Raw genomic sequence first — 17,134 nt, forward strand, 5'->3', positions numbered from 1 at the left:
CAGCTAGACGCCCCGGTCGCGGCCCGGCCACAGCAGCTTGTGAAGCTGGATCTGGAGGCGGCCGGGAAGCCGGTCCTCCAGCAGCCACGCGGCCAGTTCCGCCGGCTCCAGTTCACCATGCACCGGTGAATACAGGATACCGCATATGTGCCCGATTCCGTGCTCCCGGACCTGCTGGCGGGCCCATTCATAATCGGTGCGACCGGCGATCACGAACTTAACCTCATCGTGGGAATGCAACAGGTCCAGATTCCCGTACAAATTCCGGTCCGATTCACCCGAACCGGGGCACTTGAGATCGACGATCTTCCTCACCTCGGGCGGAACGTCCTTCAGGCTGTGGGCCCCGCCGGTTTCCAGCATCACCTCATAGCCTTCCGAAAGCAGGGCCTTCAGCAAAGGGACACAGCCTCCCTGGGCGAGCGGTTCGCCACCGGTCACCTCGACCAGCTTCGTTCCGTAGGCGGCGACTTTTTCGAGCACCTGGCTGTAATCCATGCCTTCGCCGCCGGCAAAGGCATACGCCGTGTCGCACCACCGGCACCGCAGTGGACAGCCGGTAAGCCGGATGAACACGCAGGGACGGCCAGCCTGGGACGATTCGCCCTGGATGGAGTGGAAGATTTCGGTGACGGTGAGGTCGGCCATTACTGCTTTTCGTCCGTTACCGGAAAGCTGCGTCCGGCAATCCTCAGGACCGCAGCCCCGTCCGCTTCTTCACTGACCCAGCGGGCCAGTTCAAGTTGCGGCAGCCGGTGAAACCTCGCAGACTGGCCCGACTTCAGCGTGCAATAGAGCGCGCCGCCGGTGCCGGACCTCAGGGTGCCGGGGTCCAGCATTTCGGAAGTTCCCGAGCCCAGCACGAGGCCCACAGCCTCCAGCGCACCGCCATCCGGACTGGTCACCGCCTCCAGCCGTTCCACGAACTGCGGCACGTCTTCCACCACGGCCCTGCACCGCTCTCCCTCGCACAGGAAGGACCATGATCCATCCGGTTCCTGCTGCAGGCCGGCGAAAAAGTCCCGTGCCAGATCAGGATCGGTCACCGGGTTTTTGCCGTAGTGCCACCGCCCGTTCCCATCCAGCCGGTATGTGTACACGCGTTTCGACAGATCACGGGACTTCATGGCTTGCTGCCTATCCGTGCGCCAGCGACTTCCCGTGTGCGGAGCCGGATCGGGTTCCGGAGCCGCTCGAACTCGCGGCGGATATTGTCACGGATCGTGTCCGTACGGGCCTTGCCGTACTCGGCGGCCAGTTCACGAAGGCGCATCAGGTCCGAAACCGCGTTGGGAGACCCGATGACTGACCGGATCCAGTCGAGTTCGCCGCGCCAGAGAGGCCTCCAGTGGGCAAGCTCCTGCACTTCCCGGTGCCGCTCCGGGCCCAGCGACCGGGCCCAGTGCTCTCCTTCGCCGCCATCTATGAGCATCTCCCCCAGCGTGGGGTACTCCAGCAGGAGCTGCTGAAGCCCCACCGATGCACCCGTCATGTCTCCCCTTCCCCGGAGGAGCAGAATTCGTCCGATGCTGCCAAGCAGACTGTTACCGAGCGCATCGTAGAACCTGTCCGCTTCATCCAGGTACCCGGCCATGTGCGCCGCCGCTGCCCGAAGCTCGACAGCGAACAGCGCGCCTTTCGGATCGAGCTGGGTGATTTCCTCGGTAAACCGGTGTGCCTCGTCGTACCGGCCGAGCCGGAAGAGCGCGCCCGCGAGCAGTTCCAGCGCCCGTGCGTAGGCACGGGCGTCGGAATCGGCCAGAAAGTCGAACGCCAGCGGAAAGGGCTTGTCGGCCAAAAAGGGATTTGCCGCCTGACGGGCCTGGAGCTGCTCACGGGCAACCTCGGTCACATGGAACAGCTTGCGAACGGCGTCCGTATCGGACCCCAGCAGAATATCGATCTCGGCCGGAACCAGCCGCGCTTCGGTAAAATTGCGGTCGGCTTCGAGAGCACGGTCAGCCAGCCGGATGGCTTCCTCTAAATCGCCACTGGCCACGGCCTTCCGTGCCCTGTCAGCCAGATCGGCGGCTTCCCGGCGGGCCGCGACACCACGGGCTGGGTGTCCCAAGCTCTCGCGCTCGGGCTCTCCGTCCGTGCTGTCGATCTCCTCCAGCCAGCCGGAAAGATAGTCCAGCGTAGAGCGAATCTCCTTCAGGCGGGCCGGTCCGGGATTCCCCCGGTGAAGCTCATCATGCAGATTCCGGGCAATCTGCATCAGTTCAGCCAGCTCGTCCGGTATTTTCCCGATCCGCCTTTCCAGCAGCTCGGCACCCGACATGAGTGTCCGCACCCGCTCCAGCAGCCGGACGGCTGGATCGCCGGAACGGCCGACTGCCCGGTGACGGTACGGTGTCCGCCGCACGGGCGCCCTGGATTTCCGGGCGGGACGCTTGTTACGGCCGGGAGTCACACAGGCATGATACCATGCTTGCGGTACGGTCTTTCAATCTCCTTGCGCCAGACAACCTCGATGGCCCGGCACAGCATGGGGCGGGTATCACGGGGATCAATCAGGTCGTCGATGAACCCCCAGTCGGCCACCTTGTGAATGTCGATGGCCGGGCGGATCATGTCCGCGATCATCTTCGCCACCTGTGGGGCAAGTTCCTGCCCCTGCTTCATGAACCGGCGGCCGAAAATACCAACCATTCCTTCGGCACCCATGATCGAGATTTCCGCACCCGGCCAGGCAAGCAGGATATCGGGCTCATAGGCCCGCCCACACATGGCGTAGTAACCCGCCCCATAACTCTTCCGGCAGATGACCGAGAGCTTGGGAACCGTCGCCGAGGCCATCGCATGAATGAACTTGGCGCCGTGGCGGATGATTCCCGCATGCTCGGCCTTGGTGCCGACCATGAAGCCCGGCACGTCATGGAAGAAAAGCAGCGGAATATTGAACGCATCGCATATCTGGATGAAATGCGCCGCCTTGTCGGAGGCGTTGTTATCAATGATTCCGCCCATGAACTTTGAATTGTTCGCCACGACCCCCACGGGATAGCCGTTCAGGCGTGACAGGCAGGTGATGATATTCCGCGCAAACTTCGGCTTGATGTCGAGAATATCTCCGTTGTCCACAATTGCCCGGACCACCGCATACATGTCGAAGGGCTTTCGCGATTCATCCGGAACCAGATCAATCAGGCTCTCTTCCCGCCGGTCAATGGAGTCGATGCAGGCGATGACAGGCGGTTTTTCCTTGCATGAAAGCGGCATGAAGGAGAGGTATTTCCGCGTAATGGCGATGCATTCCTTGTCATCGGCCGTTTCAAGATCTCCCACACCCGACACTTCGCAGTGAATTTTTGAACCACCAAGCGACTGCTCGTCGACGTCCTCCCCCATGGCGGCCTTCACGAGCGGCGGACCCGCCAGGGCCATCGAGCCGATGTTTTTCACCATCGGGACGAAGTCGGCGAGACCAGGTATGTAGGCCGTACCGGCCGCGCCGGGGCCAACCATGGCGGCCACCTGTGGCACAACGCCGCTCATTACAATCTGTTCGCGGAAGAGATAGCCCGAATCGGCAAAGAGTGACAGGAAGTCGCCAGCCGAATCGGGGATGGCCCCTCCCATGAGACCGCCACCCTTCGCACCACCGCTGCCGCCGCCCGTGGCCTGGGAGATATCAATACGGCCGCCGGCCGAATCAATCAGCCACACGATCGGGATCCGTTCACGCAGGGCGAACTCCCGCATGCGCGTGCATTTACGCTCTCCCGTGAGGCCGATCGAACCACCCTTTACCGTGAAGTCGTAGCTGATAGCCGCCACCGGGCGGCCATCTACCTTGCCCCATGCCGTCACCACTGCGTCGGCATTGACACGCTTGTCGCCAGATCCACCCGGCATCGGAGTACCGCTGATGCCGAATTCCGTCCACTCGGCCTTGTCAAACAGAAGATCGAGCCGCTCACGGGCGGATAGCTTGCCCCGCTGGTGCTGCTGGGCGATCTTGTCGGCTCCGCCCATCTCCTTGATTTTCGTCCGCAAGCTGTCGAGCTTCTGAACCCGGTCCCGCATGGTCGGCATGATGGCAGTTCTCCCTTTTCCGGCGTGGCGGGAACCGCCACAGCCAATGAATGAGCATTCATTCAGTAGCACTGCGCCGCGTCATCGGCAACAGGGTGGACGGCAGGCTGCGTGTCTCCGGCCCTGCCCCGTGTTATGAGAGTGCACCCGCCCGGCGGGTATAATTTGAGGAGTTTCGATGCCTGTGCGGATCCTCCAGAAGAGCATGAACGATATCGCGGCAGCCGGGGCGCTGGTCGTGCCGGTCTACCGGACCGGCAGCAGCCATCTGTACAGTCGTGTCCCCAAAGCGGTAATGGAACTTATCGACCGGCTCCGGGCGGCATCCGGTATCGACGGTGAGATCGGATCCGTTGCGGCCGTGAGCTGCGAAAGCAGGCTGCTTCCACCCCTTGTTGTTTTTACCGGAATCGCCTCACGGGCAGAAGCGGGAAACGCCGACCTGACAGATTCCTATGCTGCCGGCGTACGAAAGGCGGCCCTGGGCGACTGCCCCTCGGTGGCACTGCTTGCCGGGAATCTTTCCGGAAGCCGCGAAGCGGCGATTACCGGCGCGGCAATGGGATCTCTTTATTTCTCGCGCAAGCAGAAACCCCGCCGCCAGAAGCTCCGCGAGGCCATCATTGTGAGCGGGGACGAACCGCTTCCCGCCGCCGACCTGAAGAAGTTTGCCGCCATGGCAACAGCCCACGCCCGGGCCTTTGAACTGGTGAATAGCGATGGCGCCAGTGTGACGCCCGAACGGCTCGCAGAAGAAGCCCGTGGGCTGGCCAGAAATCCCCACATCAGCGCGACCATCTGGGATCACCGTGAAATCGTGAAGCGGGGCATGGGCCTGCTGGCCGCCGTGGGCCGCTCATCGGCGAATAGGCCAAAGTTCATTCATCTCGAATATTCACCTGGCAAGGCCGCCAGCGGTCATCTGGCGGTCGTCGGCAAGGGAATCACGTTCGATACGGGTGGCATCGACCTGAAACGCTACCCGGGCCTCCCGACGATGAAAGGCGACATGGGCGGGGCTGCGGCCGTTCTGGGGCTTTTCCACGCCCTGCCAGATCTAGCACCACCCATGCGGATAAGCGGACTCATTCCGGCGGCCGAGAACAGCTTTGGCGGCAACTCGTACAAACCGGGGGATGTCTATAAATCGATGAGCGGACGCCATGTGGAGGTGGGTGATACCGATGCCGAAGGACGTCTCGTACTGGCGGATGCCATTCACTATGCCACCACCCTGAAACCCGATGCCATCGTGGATCTCGCCACGCTTACCGGTTCCTGCGTCGTGGGACTTGGCGAAGACTACGCGGGGCTCTTTTCCACTTCCGACCGGCTTGCAGGTGACATTCTCGATGCCGGCAGCCGGGCGTTCGAGCGGTTCTGGCAAATGCCGCTTCCCGCCGGATACCGCCGGCACATCCTGTCTCCGATAGCCGATCTCAAGAATGTCGCCTCTACACGCTATGGTGATGCCATCATGGCGGCGCTCTTTCTCAGGGAGTTCACTGGCGGACTCCCCTGGGCCCATCTCGATATTGCCGGGCCCTCCTGGTACGACGACGACCAGCCGGGCTATCCCGGCATGGGGACCGGGTTCGGTGTACGGACACTGTGCCGGCTGGTGGAACCCGCGAACTGGCGGAGAGGCCGGTTCCTGTAAAAACACCGTAATAACGACAGGTTGAAGGGATTTCTGACCCCGATCAGCCTTGCCGCGTTTCGTTCGGGCTATATCTCGACAAGCCGCTGAAAAGCGGTTAACGAAATCTGCCGCTCGGGAACGGATGTTCCGGTATCCCGGCCGGACGTTTCATTTTCCTAAGGAGCATACCGATCACATGTCGAAGCCTACCGTCATCCACGTTGTCGGCACCGGAACCATTGGCGAGCCCCTTATTGGAATTCTCTCCCGTTTCCGCAAGGAGCTGGGAATCGACGATGTGACCTTCCACAAGCGCACCCCGCTTACCACCGACCGGTCGAAGGTGACGCAGCTGATCTCCAAGGGAGCGAGGCTTGCCGTGGACAAGGATCGCAAGGCTGATTTCGAAAAGCTCGGCATGAAGCCGGACCTTGAAGCTATTGAGGCGCTCGAACGGGCCACCGTGGTGATCGACTGCACGCCCATCGGCAACGAGATGAAGGAAAAGGTCTATTCAAAACTGAATGGCAACATCAAGGGCTTCATCGCGCAGGGCTCGGAATTCGGGTTCGGGCGCATGTATGCCAGGGGGATCAATGACGAGGCGCTTCGTCCGGGGGAGGACAAGTTTGTCCAGGTGGTTTCCTGCAATACGCACAATATTTCCGTGCTGGTGAAAACCCTTGGCATGAAGGGCGGGGCCGATCCGGGCAATCTTCTCGAAGGCCGGTTTCTCTGCATCCGGCGGGCTTCCGACATCTCGCAGGACGATGACTTCGTGCCCTCTCCCATGCCGGACAAGCACAAGGACGAGGCCTTCGGGACACACCATGCCCACGATGCTTTCCATCTGTTTGAAACGCTGAACCTGAAGCCCAAGCTCTATTCAAGCGCGCTGAAGCTTAACAGCCAGTACATGCACACGCTCCATTTCTCCATCCGGACGAAGGAGAAGGTTTCCAAGGCAGGCGTGGTTGACCGGCTGAAGAGTCACCCGCTCATCGCCCTGACGGACAAGCGCTCAACCAATACCGTTTTCAGTTTCGGCCGTGACCACGGCATTTTCGGCCGTATCCTGTCGCAGACGGTCATCTCCGCCCCCACTCTCGCCATCAAGGACGAGACCGAAGTGGTCGGCTTCTGCTTTACCCCCCAGGACGGCAACTCGCTCCTGTCGTCGATATCGGCAGCCATGTGGTTCATCGACCCCAAGACCTACGAGAAAAAACTCGACTGCCTGACGCCATACTTCTTCAGGGAAGTTTAGTTCCGCCTACGCGATCCCAGGGACAAGAGGTACCTGTTATGCCGATCCGTGAAGTCCCGCCCGCCGAGGCTCGCCGCCTGATGAGTGACGAGGGTTATGTTTATCTGGATGTCCGTACGATGGACGAATTCACGGCGGGCCACCCCGAAGGGGCCTGGAACGCACCGGTGATGGAGCCGGGACGGATGGGTATGCAGCCCAACCCCGATTTCGTCAGGGCAGTCGCGGCGAAGTTCCCCAGGAATACCAAACTTGTCGTCGGCTGCATGGCCGGTGGACGTAGCATGCGTGCCTGCCAGATTCTGGAAGGCGAGGGTTACGAGACACTTGTCAACGTGCGCGGCGGCTTCGGCGGTGCCCGCGACGGAATGGGGCGGGTGATAGAAAAAGGCTGGCAGGAGGCCGGCCTGCCGGTCTCCACCGGTGCTCTGCCCGAGCGGCTACTGAAGCCATAACGGTGCGGCTGTTCCAACTAACTCACTGTAGTTTCAAGCAGTTTTGAAAGTTCCCGGCACGGGTATTCTATTAAATTTTCTTGACGCAACACGATAAGGCGTTCACCATTTTGTCATCAGATTGACGCTGGCGTCATTGTCAGAAGGAGCCCCGGTTTCCATGCAGCAGGAGTTCAATGTCAAACCTCATCCCACTGACTTCAATCCCTACATATTCGCCAATCTGGGCAACCTGAAAAAATATCCCGAACTGGAGCGTTTGTACGAGAGCACGCTGCGGAAGTGCTGGGATGACAAGCAGGTATTTGACGATCTGGTGGCAAAGCATGGTCCCTGCCAGCTTCCCGAGGAAAAACGGCTCGCCCTCGCCCGCATTTTTTCCATCATCTACTACGGCGAGGTGGTTGCCATGCTGGTGGCAAGCCAGGTGGTCGATATCGCCCCAGACCTTGCGGCCAAATTCGCTGCCGCTGGACAGACGATCGACGAAGCCCGCCATGTATCGGTGATGGGACGGTACCTGAACTATCTCGGAGTGGAGCTTCCAGACATCAACCCCTTCGCCCGTGCCATACTGGAAGACGTCCGCCACTCGAAGGAAATCCACATCAAGCTCGCCGGAATGCAGGTGTTCGTCGAGAATATCGCCTTCAACCTGTTCAACGAGGTTGCCAGGACAAAATGCGATCCGGTACTGACCGAAGTGCTCGACTACGTGAAACTGGATGAGGCGCGGCACGTGGGTCTCGGAAAGAACTACCTTCCCCAGTACCTCGAAAACCTCACCGCCCGCGATGCCGCAGGTTTCGCTTTCAGCCAGTTCCGTTGGCTCGCCGGCATCTTCTTCGCCATCCAGATGATGAAGGAAGACGCACGGGTGATCGGGATCGATATCAACAAGGCGGTGAAAAAGGGAATGCGCGACCAGCTCGATATCGCCAAGGGCATGGGCCGCTGGAAACTCCGCCGGGGTTTCGTGATGTTCCCGAACTCCTGGAACGACTATCTGATCGACACGTTCTTTCCGCAATCGGACGACCCGCGCCGCTGGCGGCAGCTTCTCGGCAGTCAGGCTGAAAAGTGGTCGTCGGTCTTCGGGGATTTCTATATCCGGTTCTTCGCACCCCGCGACAGGAATCCCGGCGGCATGGCCTGGTCAGCCCGCAAGCTGGCGCAGGCCTGAGAAGCTTTCAGTATACCCCGCTGTCGCCGTGCCGCGTGCGCTCGCGCCATGCGACGCGGGTGACATGCGCGGCAATAGCTGCGGGCAGAAGAAATCCCAGATACTGATACCAGATAAACAGCAGCGCTCCCGCCACCGAACCCAGAACGAAAGCGACCGTCGAGGCGATCCGGACGAGCTGGACACGCAGGCGGCGTTCGCGGCTCGCTGCGTCCACCTGGGGAGTGTAGTAATACTTCACCAGTCCGATCCCCAGATCCGTGGCGATGCCGGTAAGATGGGTGCTCCGCATGGTTCCGCGTGATGCCGACGTAATGGCAGCGTTCTGGAGCCCGCTCGCTCCGCACAGGACAACCAGAAACAGGAAATCGGTCCGGACCTGGGCAACCTCGCCAAATGCACCAAACCAGTCGAAGTAGCCACCCACTGCCACCATCACCATGCACAGGGTGACAAGTCCCATTACGGCATCGTACCTGGGCTCCTGGCCCTGCTGGCTGCGCCGTTCCACAAGCAGGGCCGACCCCATCGCGCCGGCCACAAAAAACACCGGCACGGTCAGGATGCCGAACGCCTCGACGTATTTTTTCTCGACCAGATCGATACCGAAGTGGGTGGCAAAGCCGGTAATATGTGTGACGAACCGGTGACAGGCCAGAAAGCCGCCTGCATTCACACTCCCCGAAAGGAACGCCAGCAGGCTCCAGTTAAAGGCAGTCCAGAGCGGTATTTCATCTTTGATCGTGTGCCGGTACATATTTCGCCGCGGCTAAAGCCCCGGTCACTATGGGCCGGAAACGCACCGGACAGTCAAGAACAGGGAGTCCGCAAGGCACTGTTGACCCGCCCCGCAACCCGCAGTCACGCTCGGCGGCGGTTATGCCCGTCAGACGGAAACACTCCAGGCCTGCTGCCGCCGGACGCCAGATCCGTTCCCGCAAGGAACTGCATATCGAGATCTGCGCCGGGGACGATTCAGTGCAAAGTCCTGTCCCCAATGGACTGGAACGTTACCGGTTTTCCCACGAAGCAGTCCCGGAAGTGGATCTGACCAATGTGGATACCTCGACCCGCCTGTTCCGGAAGACGCTCCAGGCACCACTGATGATTTCTCCCATGACAGGCGGCACTCCGCTGGCCCACCGGATCAACCTGAACCTTGCCGAAGCCGCCGAAGAGACGGGAATCGCCATGGGCGTCGGTTCCCAGAGGTCGGGGATTGTCAACCCGGAACTCGCCTACACCTACCAGGTCCGCAAGGCTGCTCCATCCATCTTCCTGTTCGCCAACCTCGGGGCAGTACAGCTCAATTACGGTTTCGGCGCCGATGAGTGCCGCAGGGCGGTCGAAATGATCGAGGCGGATGCGCTTTTCCTGCACCTCAACCCCCTCCAGGAGGCACTACAGGAAGGCGGCGACACGAACTTTGCGGGACTTCTGGAAAAGATAGAGAAGGTCTGCCGTTCCCTTTCCGTACCGGTGTTTGCCCGCGAGGTGTCATCGGGAATCTCCGAGCGGTCGGCGCGACGGCTGATCAGCGCAGGTATTGCGGGTCTCGACACCGGCGGCCTTGGCGGAACGAACTGGGCACTGGTCGAGGGTGCGGCAAACCCCGAAAACCGCAATATCGCCAGGCTGTTCGGCGACTGGGGACACGATGTTGCTTCCAGTCTTATCAACGTCCGGAACGTGAATCGCCGGATTCCGCTGATCGCGAGCGGGGGCCTTAGAAACGGCCGCGAAGCGGCTACGGCCATCGGCCTCGGCGCGACGCTCGCCAGTACCGGCGGCGGACTACTGAACGCCGCCCGGAAATCGTCCAAGACCGTCAGCCACCAGATCGGACAGATCATACGTGAGCTTCGAGTCGCCCTGTTTTGTGCCGGTTTCGCCAGCGCGAATGAGGCGCGTGGTGCCCTGCTCAGTAAATCCTCAAGCGCCATGGCATGAGCGCGAGCAGCCGGTCGTGTGCCAGCGAGTTCCAGATTTTCAGTTCCGGCAGCAGCCCGGCCACGGGTTCGTCCGGGAACTCCACGGCAAGCCGGAGGGGAAGGCGCGGACGCCGCTGGAACCGGCTGAAAATCCGGATTGCGCCCTCGGGGAGTCCCGCCAGTGTGCGGGCGGTGTTTAGCGCGGCTCTCAGCCCTCCAACCTCGTCCACAAGCCCTCGCTCCCTGGCCTGTGCTCCAGTCCAGACGCGCCCCTGTGCAACCTCGTGAATCTCTTCAAAAGTCCTGCCACGGGCTTCAGCCACCTTGCCCACAAAATCGCGGTAAAATTCGTCGATGTCGCGCTCGGTTCGGGCCAGCTGCTCCGGTGTCCAGGGCGTATGGGCGGAGAAGTAGTTCGAGCTAGTCCCGTGTCCCACATGGGCGTGGCCCAGACCCAGTTTTTCGTACAAGCCAGCCAGTGCGATCTTTCCCGCTATGACACCGATAGAGCCGGTAATGGTCCCGGCGCCAGCGTAGATGCGGAATTTTCTGTTCGCCGCGACATAGTAACCACCTGAAGCCGCCACATCGCCCATGCTTATGACTACCGGAATTTCCAGCCGGGAAAGCGCCGCCAGCATCACGTCCGATGCAAGGCCACTGCCGCCGGGGCTGTTCACCCGGAGTACCAGCGCCTTGATCCGCCTGTTTTTCCTGATGGCCTCGACCGCGCGAACTACCGATTTTGAACCGGTGGAACGCGCCTCGCGGGCATCGCGGATCCCTTCTCCGGAGGTAATCGTCCCTTCAATATGAAGAAGTGCCACGCCATCGGAACTCCTGATCTCCTGACGGGCCCGAAGCGCAGCAAGCCTGAGATACTGGCCATAGCCCGCGCCTTTGATTTCGTTCCCTTGCCCTGTCGTGATGGTGTCTGTGGTGGCCAGTTCCAGCCGGATCCGTTCGCGTTCGTCCGGCGCATGCCCCAGGGCATCCACCAGCCGCATTTCCAGGGCCCGGCTGGCGGTATAGGGACCGTCACCGAGAATACGTAACGCCACTTCGGTACTCAGTCCGCGCCGGAGCGCGACCGCCGTTGCCAACTGCCTGAACAGGTCACCAAGCAGCTCATCCAGCATTTTCCGGTGTGGAGCGCTGATGGATTTTTCCGTCAGCAGTTCGGATGCGCTCTTGTAATCGCCCCGGTGCAGGAGCTGGGGCTCTATGCCGAACTTGTCGAGCAGCCCTCTAAAGAAAGTTACATCCGCTCCCGTCCCGGCTATCGAAAGCCCGCCCTGTGGAGCCAGCACAATCCGGTCAGCTTCGCAGGCGAGCCTGTATTCCTTCAGCCCCAGATGTTCGGCGACAACGACGATCCGCTTGCCCGCCTCCCGGACTTCGGAAATAGCGACTGCAATCTCTTCGATCCGTGCAAATCCGCATTCGAGAGTACCAATGCTGATCAGCACGGCCCGCAGGTTCTCATCCCGGGCGGCGGCGCGAAGAACGGTCAGCAGATCCAGCAGGGATACCTCGGTCTGCCTGCGCCCCATGAGGTAGCCGAGAAGATCGAAACCATCGCCCGATTCCGGCAAGGAACCCCTTATCTCGATTTCCAGCCAGGGGAATCGCAACCGGCGTCCGATCAGCCTGTAAACAAGCGAACGCCAGAGACCTGCCAAGGAGAGAATAAGCCTGCGCACCATGACCGGATCATGCCGCCTGCAACAGGCGACGGCAATCCGGAGAAATGCTTTAATTTATGCGACTGATGGTATTGCGGATACGCGCCAAAGATTCGTCCCGGCCAAGGACATCCAGAACGTCAAAAATAGGCGGGGAAACGTTCGATCCGGTAAGCGACACGCGGAGCGCCATCGCCACATCCTTAAGCTTCAGGCCGCTGGTTTCGACCCAGGTCTTCGCTGCCGCTTCCAGATCTGCGGCGGCAAATGACGGCTGTGCAGCAAGAAATTCCAGCAGCTTTTCGAGCAACGCCTTTGTTTCTGCCGTGAGCAGCTTCTGGGCCTTGTCAGTAAATGTAGCCGGACGCTCGAATGCCCAGACGTTGATATCAACCATCTCGGCCAGCGACTTCACCCGTTCCCGGGAAGCGCGAACCAGGTGGACAACCACCTTGCGCTCCGGTGGCCGGAATCCCCGCCGTTCGACCGCAGGCGAGAAAAGCTCGATAATCCGTTCCTCAGGCAGCGAACGCAGATAGTGGCCGTTCAGCCACTGGAGTTTCTCCGGGTTGAAAATACCCGCCGACCGGCCAATGCCGCCAAAATCAAAATGCCCGATCATCTCGTCACGGGAAAGGATTTCCAGATCGCCCTTGGCCCAGCCAATCCGGACAAGGAAGTTGAGGAGTGCTTCGGGCAGGATCCCCTGATCCCGGTATTCGAGCGTCGAAACCGCACCGTCACGCTTGCTGAGCTTTCCCTCCTTGCCGTGAATGAGCGGCACATGACCGAAACGGGGTGGCTCTGCGCCAAGTGCCTGGTAAATATGGACCTGCCGGAACGTATTGGTGAGGTGATCCTCGCCACGAAGGATATGGGTGATTTTCATCTCCACGTCGTCAATCACATTGGCAAGCTGGAATGTCGCCACGCTGTCGCCGCGCATGAGAACAAGGTCGTCCAGTTCCTTCGCACTTACGGTGACGCTGCCGCGTACCAGGTCGTCCAGCGTGAACTCACCCTCCAGCGGACTCTTGAGCCGCACAACGAACGGCTTGTCCGTGCTGGCCGGAATGTTCTTTTCCCGGCAGGTGCCGTCATAACGCCAGGGCCGTTTCAGGCGAATCGCCAGCTCCCGTTTTTCGCCGATCTCTTCCGGTGTGCAGATGCAACGGTAGGCGGCACCTTTCTCTATCAGTGAGCGGGCCTTTTCACGGTACAGATCGAACCTCTCCGACTGCCGGTACTCCTCGTCCCAGTGCAGTCCCAGCCATTCGAGCGAGTGGCGGATATCGTCCTCGAACTCCCTTTTGGACCGCTCCAGGTCCGTATCCTCGATCCGGAGAATGAACTTGCCGCCGTAGTGACGGGCGATGAGCCAGTTGAACAGCGCCGTACGGGCTCCACCGATATGGAGAGTGCCTGTGGGAGAGGGGGCAAAGCGGGTACGGACATTCGTCATAGGGCCCTTCCCGTAACCGTTTGGAGGGGTGCGGGCAAGCGTATAGATTCCTCTCATGGCCCGCCAGCTTGCCTTTCCCGCCGGCTATCACGCTTATCTGGAACAAACATTTTCCCCTGCCACGAGGCGGCTGGCTCCAGCGATCAGGGCCCTATCAGACCATTACGTTGGCAAGACCGGCGCCGTCCACCTGCCCGCCGTCCTGTGGACTGAGGCCTATGCGGCCTATTACGGGCCCGTGAATGCCCTCAAGTTGAGTGCCATTGCTGACGAACTTCGCTTGCGGCTTCCCGGCTGGCCCAGCCAAAAGCGGCTTCGTGTCCTGGATATCGGCGCAGGTCCGGGATCGGCGACGCTGGGGATTGCGCTCGCCCTGCCAGATTTTGGGCTGGATGCACTCTGGCTGGACAACAATCCCAGCTGGAACGAAAGTCCGCTCATCGAACCGCTCATCAAAAGCGGACACCTTACCGTCCGCCGTCAGCCCGGTGATTTCCAGTCCGTTCAGCCTCCCGCTGGTCTCTTTGATATTGTGGTGATGGCCAATACGCTGGTGGAACTGGAGGGTCCGGTTTCCGGTCTGGCCGCACGGTTTGGCCAGTGGATTTCCCAAACACTCGCACCGGACGGGGTTGCCGTCATTGTCGAACCGGCACTGAAAGCCCCTACCCGGAATCTGCATGAACTCCGTTCGCACCTGCTCAGGCCATCATCAGGGTTCTCATGGCGGATCGCCGGACCCTGTCCCCACGAAAAGGCGTGCCCGATGCTGGAGACTGACCGGGACTGGTGCCACGAAACCCGCGACTGGCTGCAGCCCGCTTACCATCACCAGATCGACCAGCTTGCCGGGTTAAGAAAGGATGCGCTGAGGTATTCCTGGCTCGCGCTCACGCACATTGTTGCTGCCGTCCTTCCGGAACCCGCAGGACGTGTGGTTAGCGAGATCCGGCGCGAAAAGGGCCGGACCCGGTTTGTCACCTGCGGGACGGACGGCAGGCTCTCAGAATGGCAGGCGCTCGAGCGGGTGATACGCACCACACCAGAACTGGCGGAAACGATGAAAACCCTTGAGCGCGGCCACCTGGTGAAACTTCCCGGTTTGGACGGGGGGAGATTGTCCCCCGGCAACAGCTTCGGTAGGCTTCCCTCAACCTAGACGCCGCATGCAGGAACGGATTTACAAGAACTTCTCCTGGCTGGCCTTGCTCACGCTGGGCATCGCCTCAGTCGTGATCTATCTGCCGGCCATCAGCGCGCCGCTGGTCTTTGATGACCAGTTCACCATCATCACTAATGAAGGCCTGGCGCAGTGGGACTACTGGCTCCATTACAGCTGGCTGCATCTTCTCAACAATCTCGACACGGTTTTTGCGAAAAACATCTTCCGGCCGGTTTTGTTCATTTCACTGGCCCTGAACCAGTCCCTCCTGGGCCAGTCTCCCGAAGGTTTCCGGGCAATCAATCTTGTCATCCATGCCATCAACACGATCCTGGTTTTCGTCGTGGTCCGGCGCGGCTTTGAAGGCATCCGCTTTAGCCCCGTCAGTCCGGCCTGGACGCCAATACTCGCAGCCGCCTTTGTAGCGGCCACCTTCGCGGCTCACCCGGTCCAGTCCGAACCCGTCATTTACATCAGCGCCCGGTCCAGCTCTCTCTCACTGATGTTCATGCTGATCGCCTGGTTATTGATCGAACGGGTGCTTGTCCGTGAAGCCACGGGACAGACCGGTCTTCTCAGGACCATTTTCCGCTACGCGGCAGCCGTGCTCTGCACGGGAGTAGCGGTTCTCTCGAAGGAAAGCGCAGTCATTCTTCCGGTCATTCTTTTTATCTATGACCGGTGGATCATTACGCCACAAACCATTGCGGCAACAGACGAACCCGATGTTCGCGCCCGGTCGCTCCGCCAGTCGATTCTGTTCGTGAGCCCATTCGCCATCGTGGCCATCCTGTTCGCCGCCTTCCGGCTGTCCGTGCTCGGCGTTACGGAAGCGCTCGAAGTCAGGCCGGGCGATTTCCACCTGCTTGCCACGAACCTGAAGGCATACTGGCACTATTTCTGGCTGTGGCTCGCACCGATCAGCCTTTCGATCGACCACGATTTTGTGTATGAACACTCACTGCTCAACTGGCGCTCGCTGGTTGCCGCCGCAGGGCTCTTTCTGTTTCTCTGGTGGGCATGGAGGCGGCGGCAATCGGCTCCCCTCACCGCCTTCGCCGTTATGGGCGCCATCATATCGCTGATGCCAACGACTGGCATTACTCCGCTTCAGGATATTCTGGTTGAAAACCGGATGTACGGCGGGACCATATTCATCGCCCTGATCGTGCTCCAGATGATTCGTTTCTTCTGGGATGTGGGCGAAACCCGCGCACGCGTTTGGACAGTAGCCGCTGCCATCGCCGTTCTGTCCCTGTGGATCTGGCGCATCGAAGTCCGAATGAGGGACTGGAACTCGGCACTCACCCTGTGGGAAGCCACTTCCCGTGTCTCGGGTACAAAGTCCCGTGTTCACTACAACCTGGGGGTAGCCTATCTGGATGCCGGCAGGGACGAAAAGGCCATGGAGGAGTTCTCCCGGGCTATCGAGCTCGATCCAAACAATGACAGTGCCCGGCTCAACCTGGCGACGCTGGCTATCTCTGTCGCATTCAAGATGACCCTCTGGGATGAACGCTCGGTCAAGCGCATGGAGCACTACCTCCAGCTCGCACGGACGGAGCTCAGATATCTGGCCGACCGGGGATACAAGCGTCCGGAGGCTTTCTACAATCTCGCCGACTCTTACCGGCTGGAGAACCAGCCCCGCGAAGCGCTCTATTTTGCGCTGGAGGCGGTAAGGGCTGACCCGGAGCGAGGACCAAGCTATGACCTGCTGGGCCGGATTTACGAGATGTATGCGATCGATCCCGAAGTCATTCGCGAATACGACCCCGGCCGGTGGAAAAGCCGGAAGGACTGGCTGAATGAAAAGGAACGGCTCACTGCCGAGTATCACAAGTATTATGATCAGGCTTTTGATGCCTACACACAGGCGCTTGAGCTCGGAGTTCCCAACCGCGTTGAGGTGATGAAGCTCCAGGCCAGGGCAAAGCTCCGGGCTGGCGATCCCGAAGAAGCCGAACGGCTCATGTACGGCGTCATCAATGAATCGGCCGATGATCCCCGGTCCCACTTCATGATGGGCACCATTCTGGACGCCAGAAACCGTACACATCTGGCCAGGGACTACTACCGGACAGCCATACAGATAGATCCGACGTTTGCAGACGCACATTTCAGACTTGCCAGGCTGCTGGAGAAGGAGCGGGACTACGCGGGGGCCGAAGCTCATTACCGGAATGCCCAGAATTTCGATAGCCGTTACCAGAAAGCCTGGTTCGAGTTCCAGAAACTCCTCACCACTGCAGAAATCGACATTACGCCGCGGTTCCGGCCGCCCCGTTAATGAGGCTTCATCCCCTTTA

14 protein-coding genes are annotated in these 17,134 nt (G+C 60.4%); 7 read left to right on the forward strand and 7 right to left on the reverse strand.

Translation table 11 applies throughout. The features are described from left to right. Positions 1 to 3 precede the first annotated feature (3 nt). From queE to KIT79_04410, 4 genes are read right to left on the reverse strand one after another with little or no spacing between them, the layout of a single operon-like run. Entirely contained in the window at positions 4 to 648 is a 645-nt protein-coding gene (queE, locus tag KIT79_04395) for a 7-carboxy-7-deazaguanine synthase QueE (GenBank protein ID MCW5828539.1), read from the reverse strand. After that, positions 648 to 1,127: a DUF1285 domain-containing protein gene (locus tag KIT79_04400; GenBank protein MCW5828540.1), complete on the reverse strand. Its 480-nt coding sequence runs from the start codon at positions 1,125 to 1,127 to the stop codon at positions 648 to 650. Before KIT79_04400 ends, queE begins: the two co-directional genes overlap by 1 nt. After that, positions 1,124 to 2,365 (reverse strand): hypothetical protein, encoded by a 1,242-nt coding sequence (locus KIT79_04405; protein MCW5828541.1) that lies wholly within the window; start codon positions 2,363 to 2,365, stop codon positions 1,124 to 1,126. Before KIT79_04405 ends, KIT79_04400 begins: the two co-directional genes overlap by 4 nt. A gap of 44 nt (positions 2,366 to 2,409) precedes the next feature. Beyond that, positions 2,410 to 4,029, reverse strand: coding sequence for an acyl-CoA carboxylase subunit beta (locus KIT79_04410; protein ID MCW5828542.1), 1,620 nt, complete (start codon positions 4,027 to 4,029; stop codon positions 2,410 to 2,412). 187 nt (positions 4,030 to 4,216) lie between these two features. Here KIT79_04410 and KIT79_04415 point away from each other — a divergent pair, with 187 nt between their 5' ends. From KIT79_04415 to KIT79_04430, 4 genes are all read left to right on the forward strand, one after another. Next, positions 4,217 to 5,698, forward strand: a complete 1,482-nt coding sequence (locus KIT79_04415) for a leucyl aminopeptidase family protein (GenBank protein ID MCW5828543.1) — start codon at positions 4,217 to 4,219, stop codon at positions 5,696 to 5,698. Between the two features lie 178 nt (positions 5,699 to 5,876). Continuing rightward, a complete protein-coding gene (locus KIT79_04420) occupies positions 5,877 to 6,947 on the forward strand; it encodes a hypothetical protein (protein MCW5828544.1) in 1,071 nt (356 codons plus the stop codon). A gap of 38 nt (positions 6,948 to 6,985) precedes the next feature. Continuing rightward, complete coding sequence (locus KIT79_04425) at positions 6,986 to 7,402, forward strand: rhodanese-like domain-containing protein (protein ID MCW5828545.1); 417 nt, start codon at positions 6,986 to 6,988, stop codon at positions 7,400 to 7,402. A gap of 160 nt (positions 7,403 to 7,562) precedes the next feature. Continuing rightward, positions 7,563 to 8,585 (forward strand): ferritin-like domain-containing protein, encoded by a 1,023-nt coding sequence (locus tag KIT79_04430; GenBank protein MCW5828546.1) that lies wholly within the window; start codon positions 7,563 to 7,565, stop codon positions 8,583 to 8,585. 7 nt (positions 8,586 to 8,592) lie between these two features. On the opposite strand, the gene KIT79_04435 is transcribed toward KIT79_04430, so the two are convergent. Continuing rightward, positions 8,593 to 9,342, reverse strand: a complete 750-nt coding sequence (locus tag KIT79_04435; GenBank protein MCW5828547.1) for a DUF1275 domain-containing protein — start codon at positions 9,340 to 9,342, stop codon at positions 8,593 to 8,595. A 122-nt stretch (positions 9,343 to 9,464) separates the two neighbouring features. On the opposite strand from KIT79_04435, the gene fni reads away from it, so the two are divergent. Then, positions 9,465 to 10,535 carry a type 2 isopentenyl-diphosphate Delta-isomerase gene (gene fni, locus KIT79_04440; protein ID MCW5828548.1) on the forward strand — a complete coding sequence of 357 codons (1,071 nt, stop codon included), beginning with the start codon at positions 9,465 to 9,467 and terminating at the stop codon, positions 10,533 to 10,535. On the opposite strand, the gene sppA is transcribed toward fni, so the two are convergent. Both sppA and KIT79_04450 read right to left on the reverse strand, forming a co-directional pair. Continuing rightward, complete coding sequence (gene sppA / locus KIT79_04445; protein ID MCW5828549.1) at positions 10,507 to 12,222, reverse strand: signal peptide peptidase SppA; 1,716 nt, start codon at positions 12,220 to 12,222, stop codon at positions 10,507 to 10,509. The two genes, fni and sppA, sit on opposite strands and share 29 nt — an antisense overlap. 49 nt (positions 12,223 to 12,271) lie before the next feature. Then, entirely contained in the window at positions 12,272 to 13,663 is a 1,392-nt protein-coding gene (locus KIT79_04450; GenBank protein ID MCW5828550.1) for a glutamate--tRNA ligase, read from the reverse strand. A 55-nt stretch (positions 13,664 to 13,718) separates the two neighbouring features. Here KIT79_04450 and KIT79_04455 point away from each other — a divergent pair, with 55 nt between their 5' ends. Both KIT79_04455 and KIT79_04460 read left to right on the forward strand, forming a co-directional pair. Next, complete coding sequence (locus KIT79_04455; protein ID MCW5828551.1) at positions 13,719 to 14,822, forward strand: methyltransferase domain-containing protein; 1,104 nt, start codon at positions 13,719 to 13,721, stop codon at positions 14,820 to 14,822. Positions 14,823 to 14,829: 7 nt separating this feature from the next. Beyond that, entirely contained in the window at positions 14,830 to 17,115 is a 2,286-nt protein-coding gene (locus KIT79_04460) for a tetratricopeptide repeat protein (protein ID MCW5828552.1), read from the forward strand. The last annotated feature ends 19 nt before the right edge of the window (positions 17,116 to 17,134 follow it).

The sequence above is a fragment of the Deltaproteobacteria bacterium genome, from assembly GCA_026129095.1.
Lineage (GTDB): Bacteria > JAGRBM01 > JAGRBM01 > JAGRBM01 > JAHCIT01 > JAHCIT01.

Excerpts from the sequence above, each read along its gene's own strand:
- KIT79_04410 (MCW5828542.1), bottom strand. The coding sequence starts at position 4,029 with ATGCGGGACCGGGTTCAGAAGCTCGACAGCTTGCGGACGAAAATCAAG.
- KIT79_04430 (MCW5828546.1), top strand. The coding sequence starts at position 7,563 with ATGCAGCAGGAGTTCAATGTCAAACCTCATCCCACTGACTTCAATCCC.
- KIT79_04460 (MCW5828552.1), top strand. The coding sequence starts at position 14,830 with ATGCAGGAACGGATTTACAAGAACTTCTCCTGGCTGGCCTTGCTCACG.
- KIT79_04450 (MCW5828550.1), bottom strand. The coding sequence starts at position 13,663 with ATGACGAATGTCCGTACCCGCTTTGCCCCCTCTCCCACAGGCACTCTC.
- KIT79_04425 (MCW5828545.1), top strand. The coding sequence starts at position 6,986 with ATGCCGATCCGTGAAGTCCCGCCCGCCGAGGCTCGCCGCCTGATGAGT.
- fni (MCW5828548.1), top strand. The coding sequence starts at position 9,465 with ATGCCCGTCAGACGGAAACACTCCAGGCCTGCTGCCGCCGGACGCCAG.
- KIT79_04400 (MCW5828540.1), bottom strand. The coding sequence starts at position 1,127 with ATGAAGTCCCGTGATCTGTCGAAACGCGTGTACACATACCGGCTGGAT.
- KIT79_04435 (MCW5828547.1), bottom strand. The coding sequence starts at position 9,342 with ATGTACCGGCACACGATCAAAGATGAAATACCGCTCTGGACTGCCTTT.
- KIT79_04455 (MCW5828551.1), top strand. The coding sequence starts at position 13,719 with ATGGCCCGCCAGCTTGCCTTTCCCGCCGGCTATCACGCTTATCTGGAA.
- queE (MCW5828539.1), bottom strand. The coding sequence starts at position 648 with ATGGCCGACCTCACCGTCACCGAAATCTTCCACTCCATCCAGGGCGAA.
- KIT79_04420 (MCW5828544.1), top strand. The coding sequence starts at position 5,877 with ATGTCGAAGCCTACCGTCATCCACGTTGTCGGCACCGGAACCATTGGC.
- sppA (MCW5828549.1), bottom strand. The coding sequence starts at position 12,222 with ATGGTGCGCAGGCTTATTCTCTCCTTGGCAGGTCTCTGGCGTTCGCTT.
- KIT79_04415 (MCW5828543.1), top strand. The coding sequence starts at position 4,217 with ATGCCTGTGCGGATCCTCCAGAAGAGCATGAACGATATCGCGGCAGCC.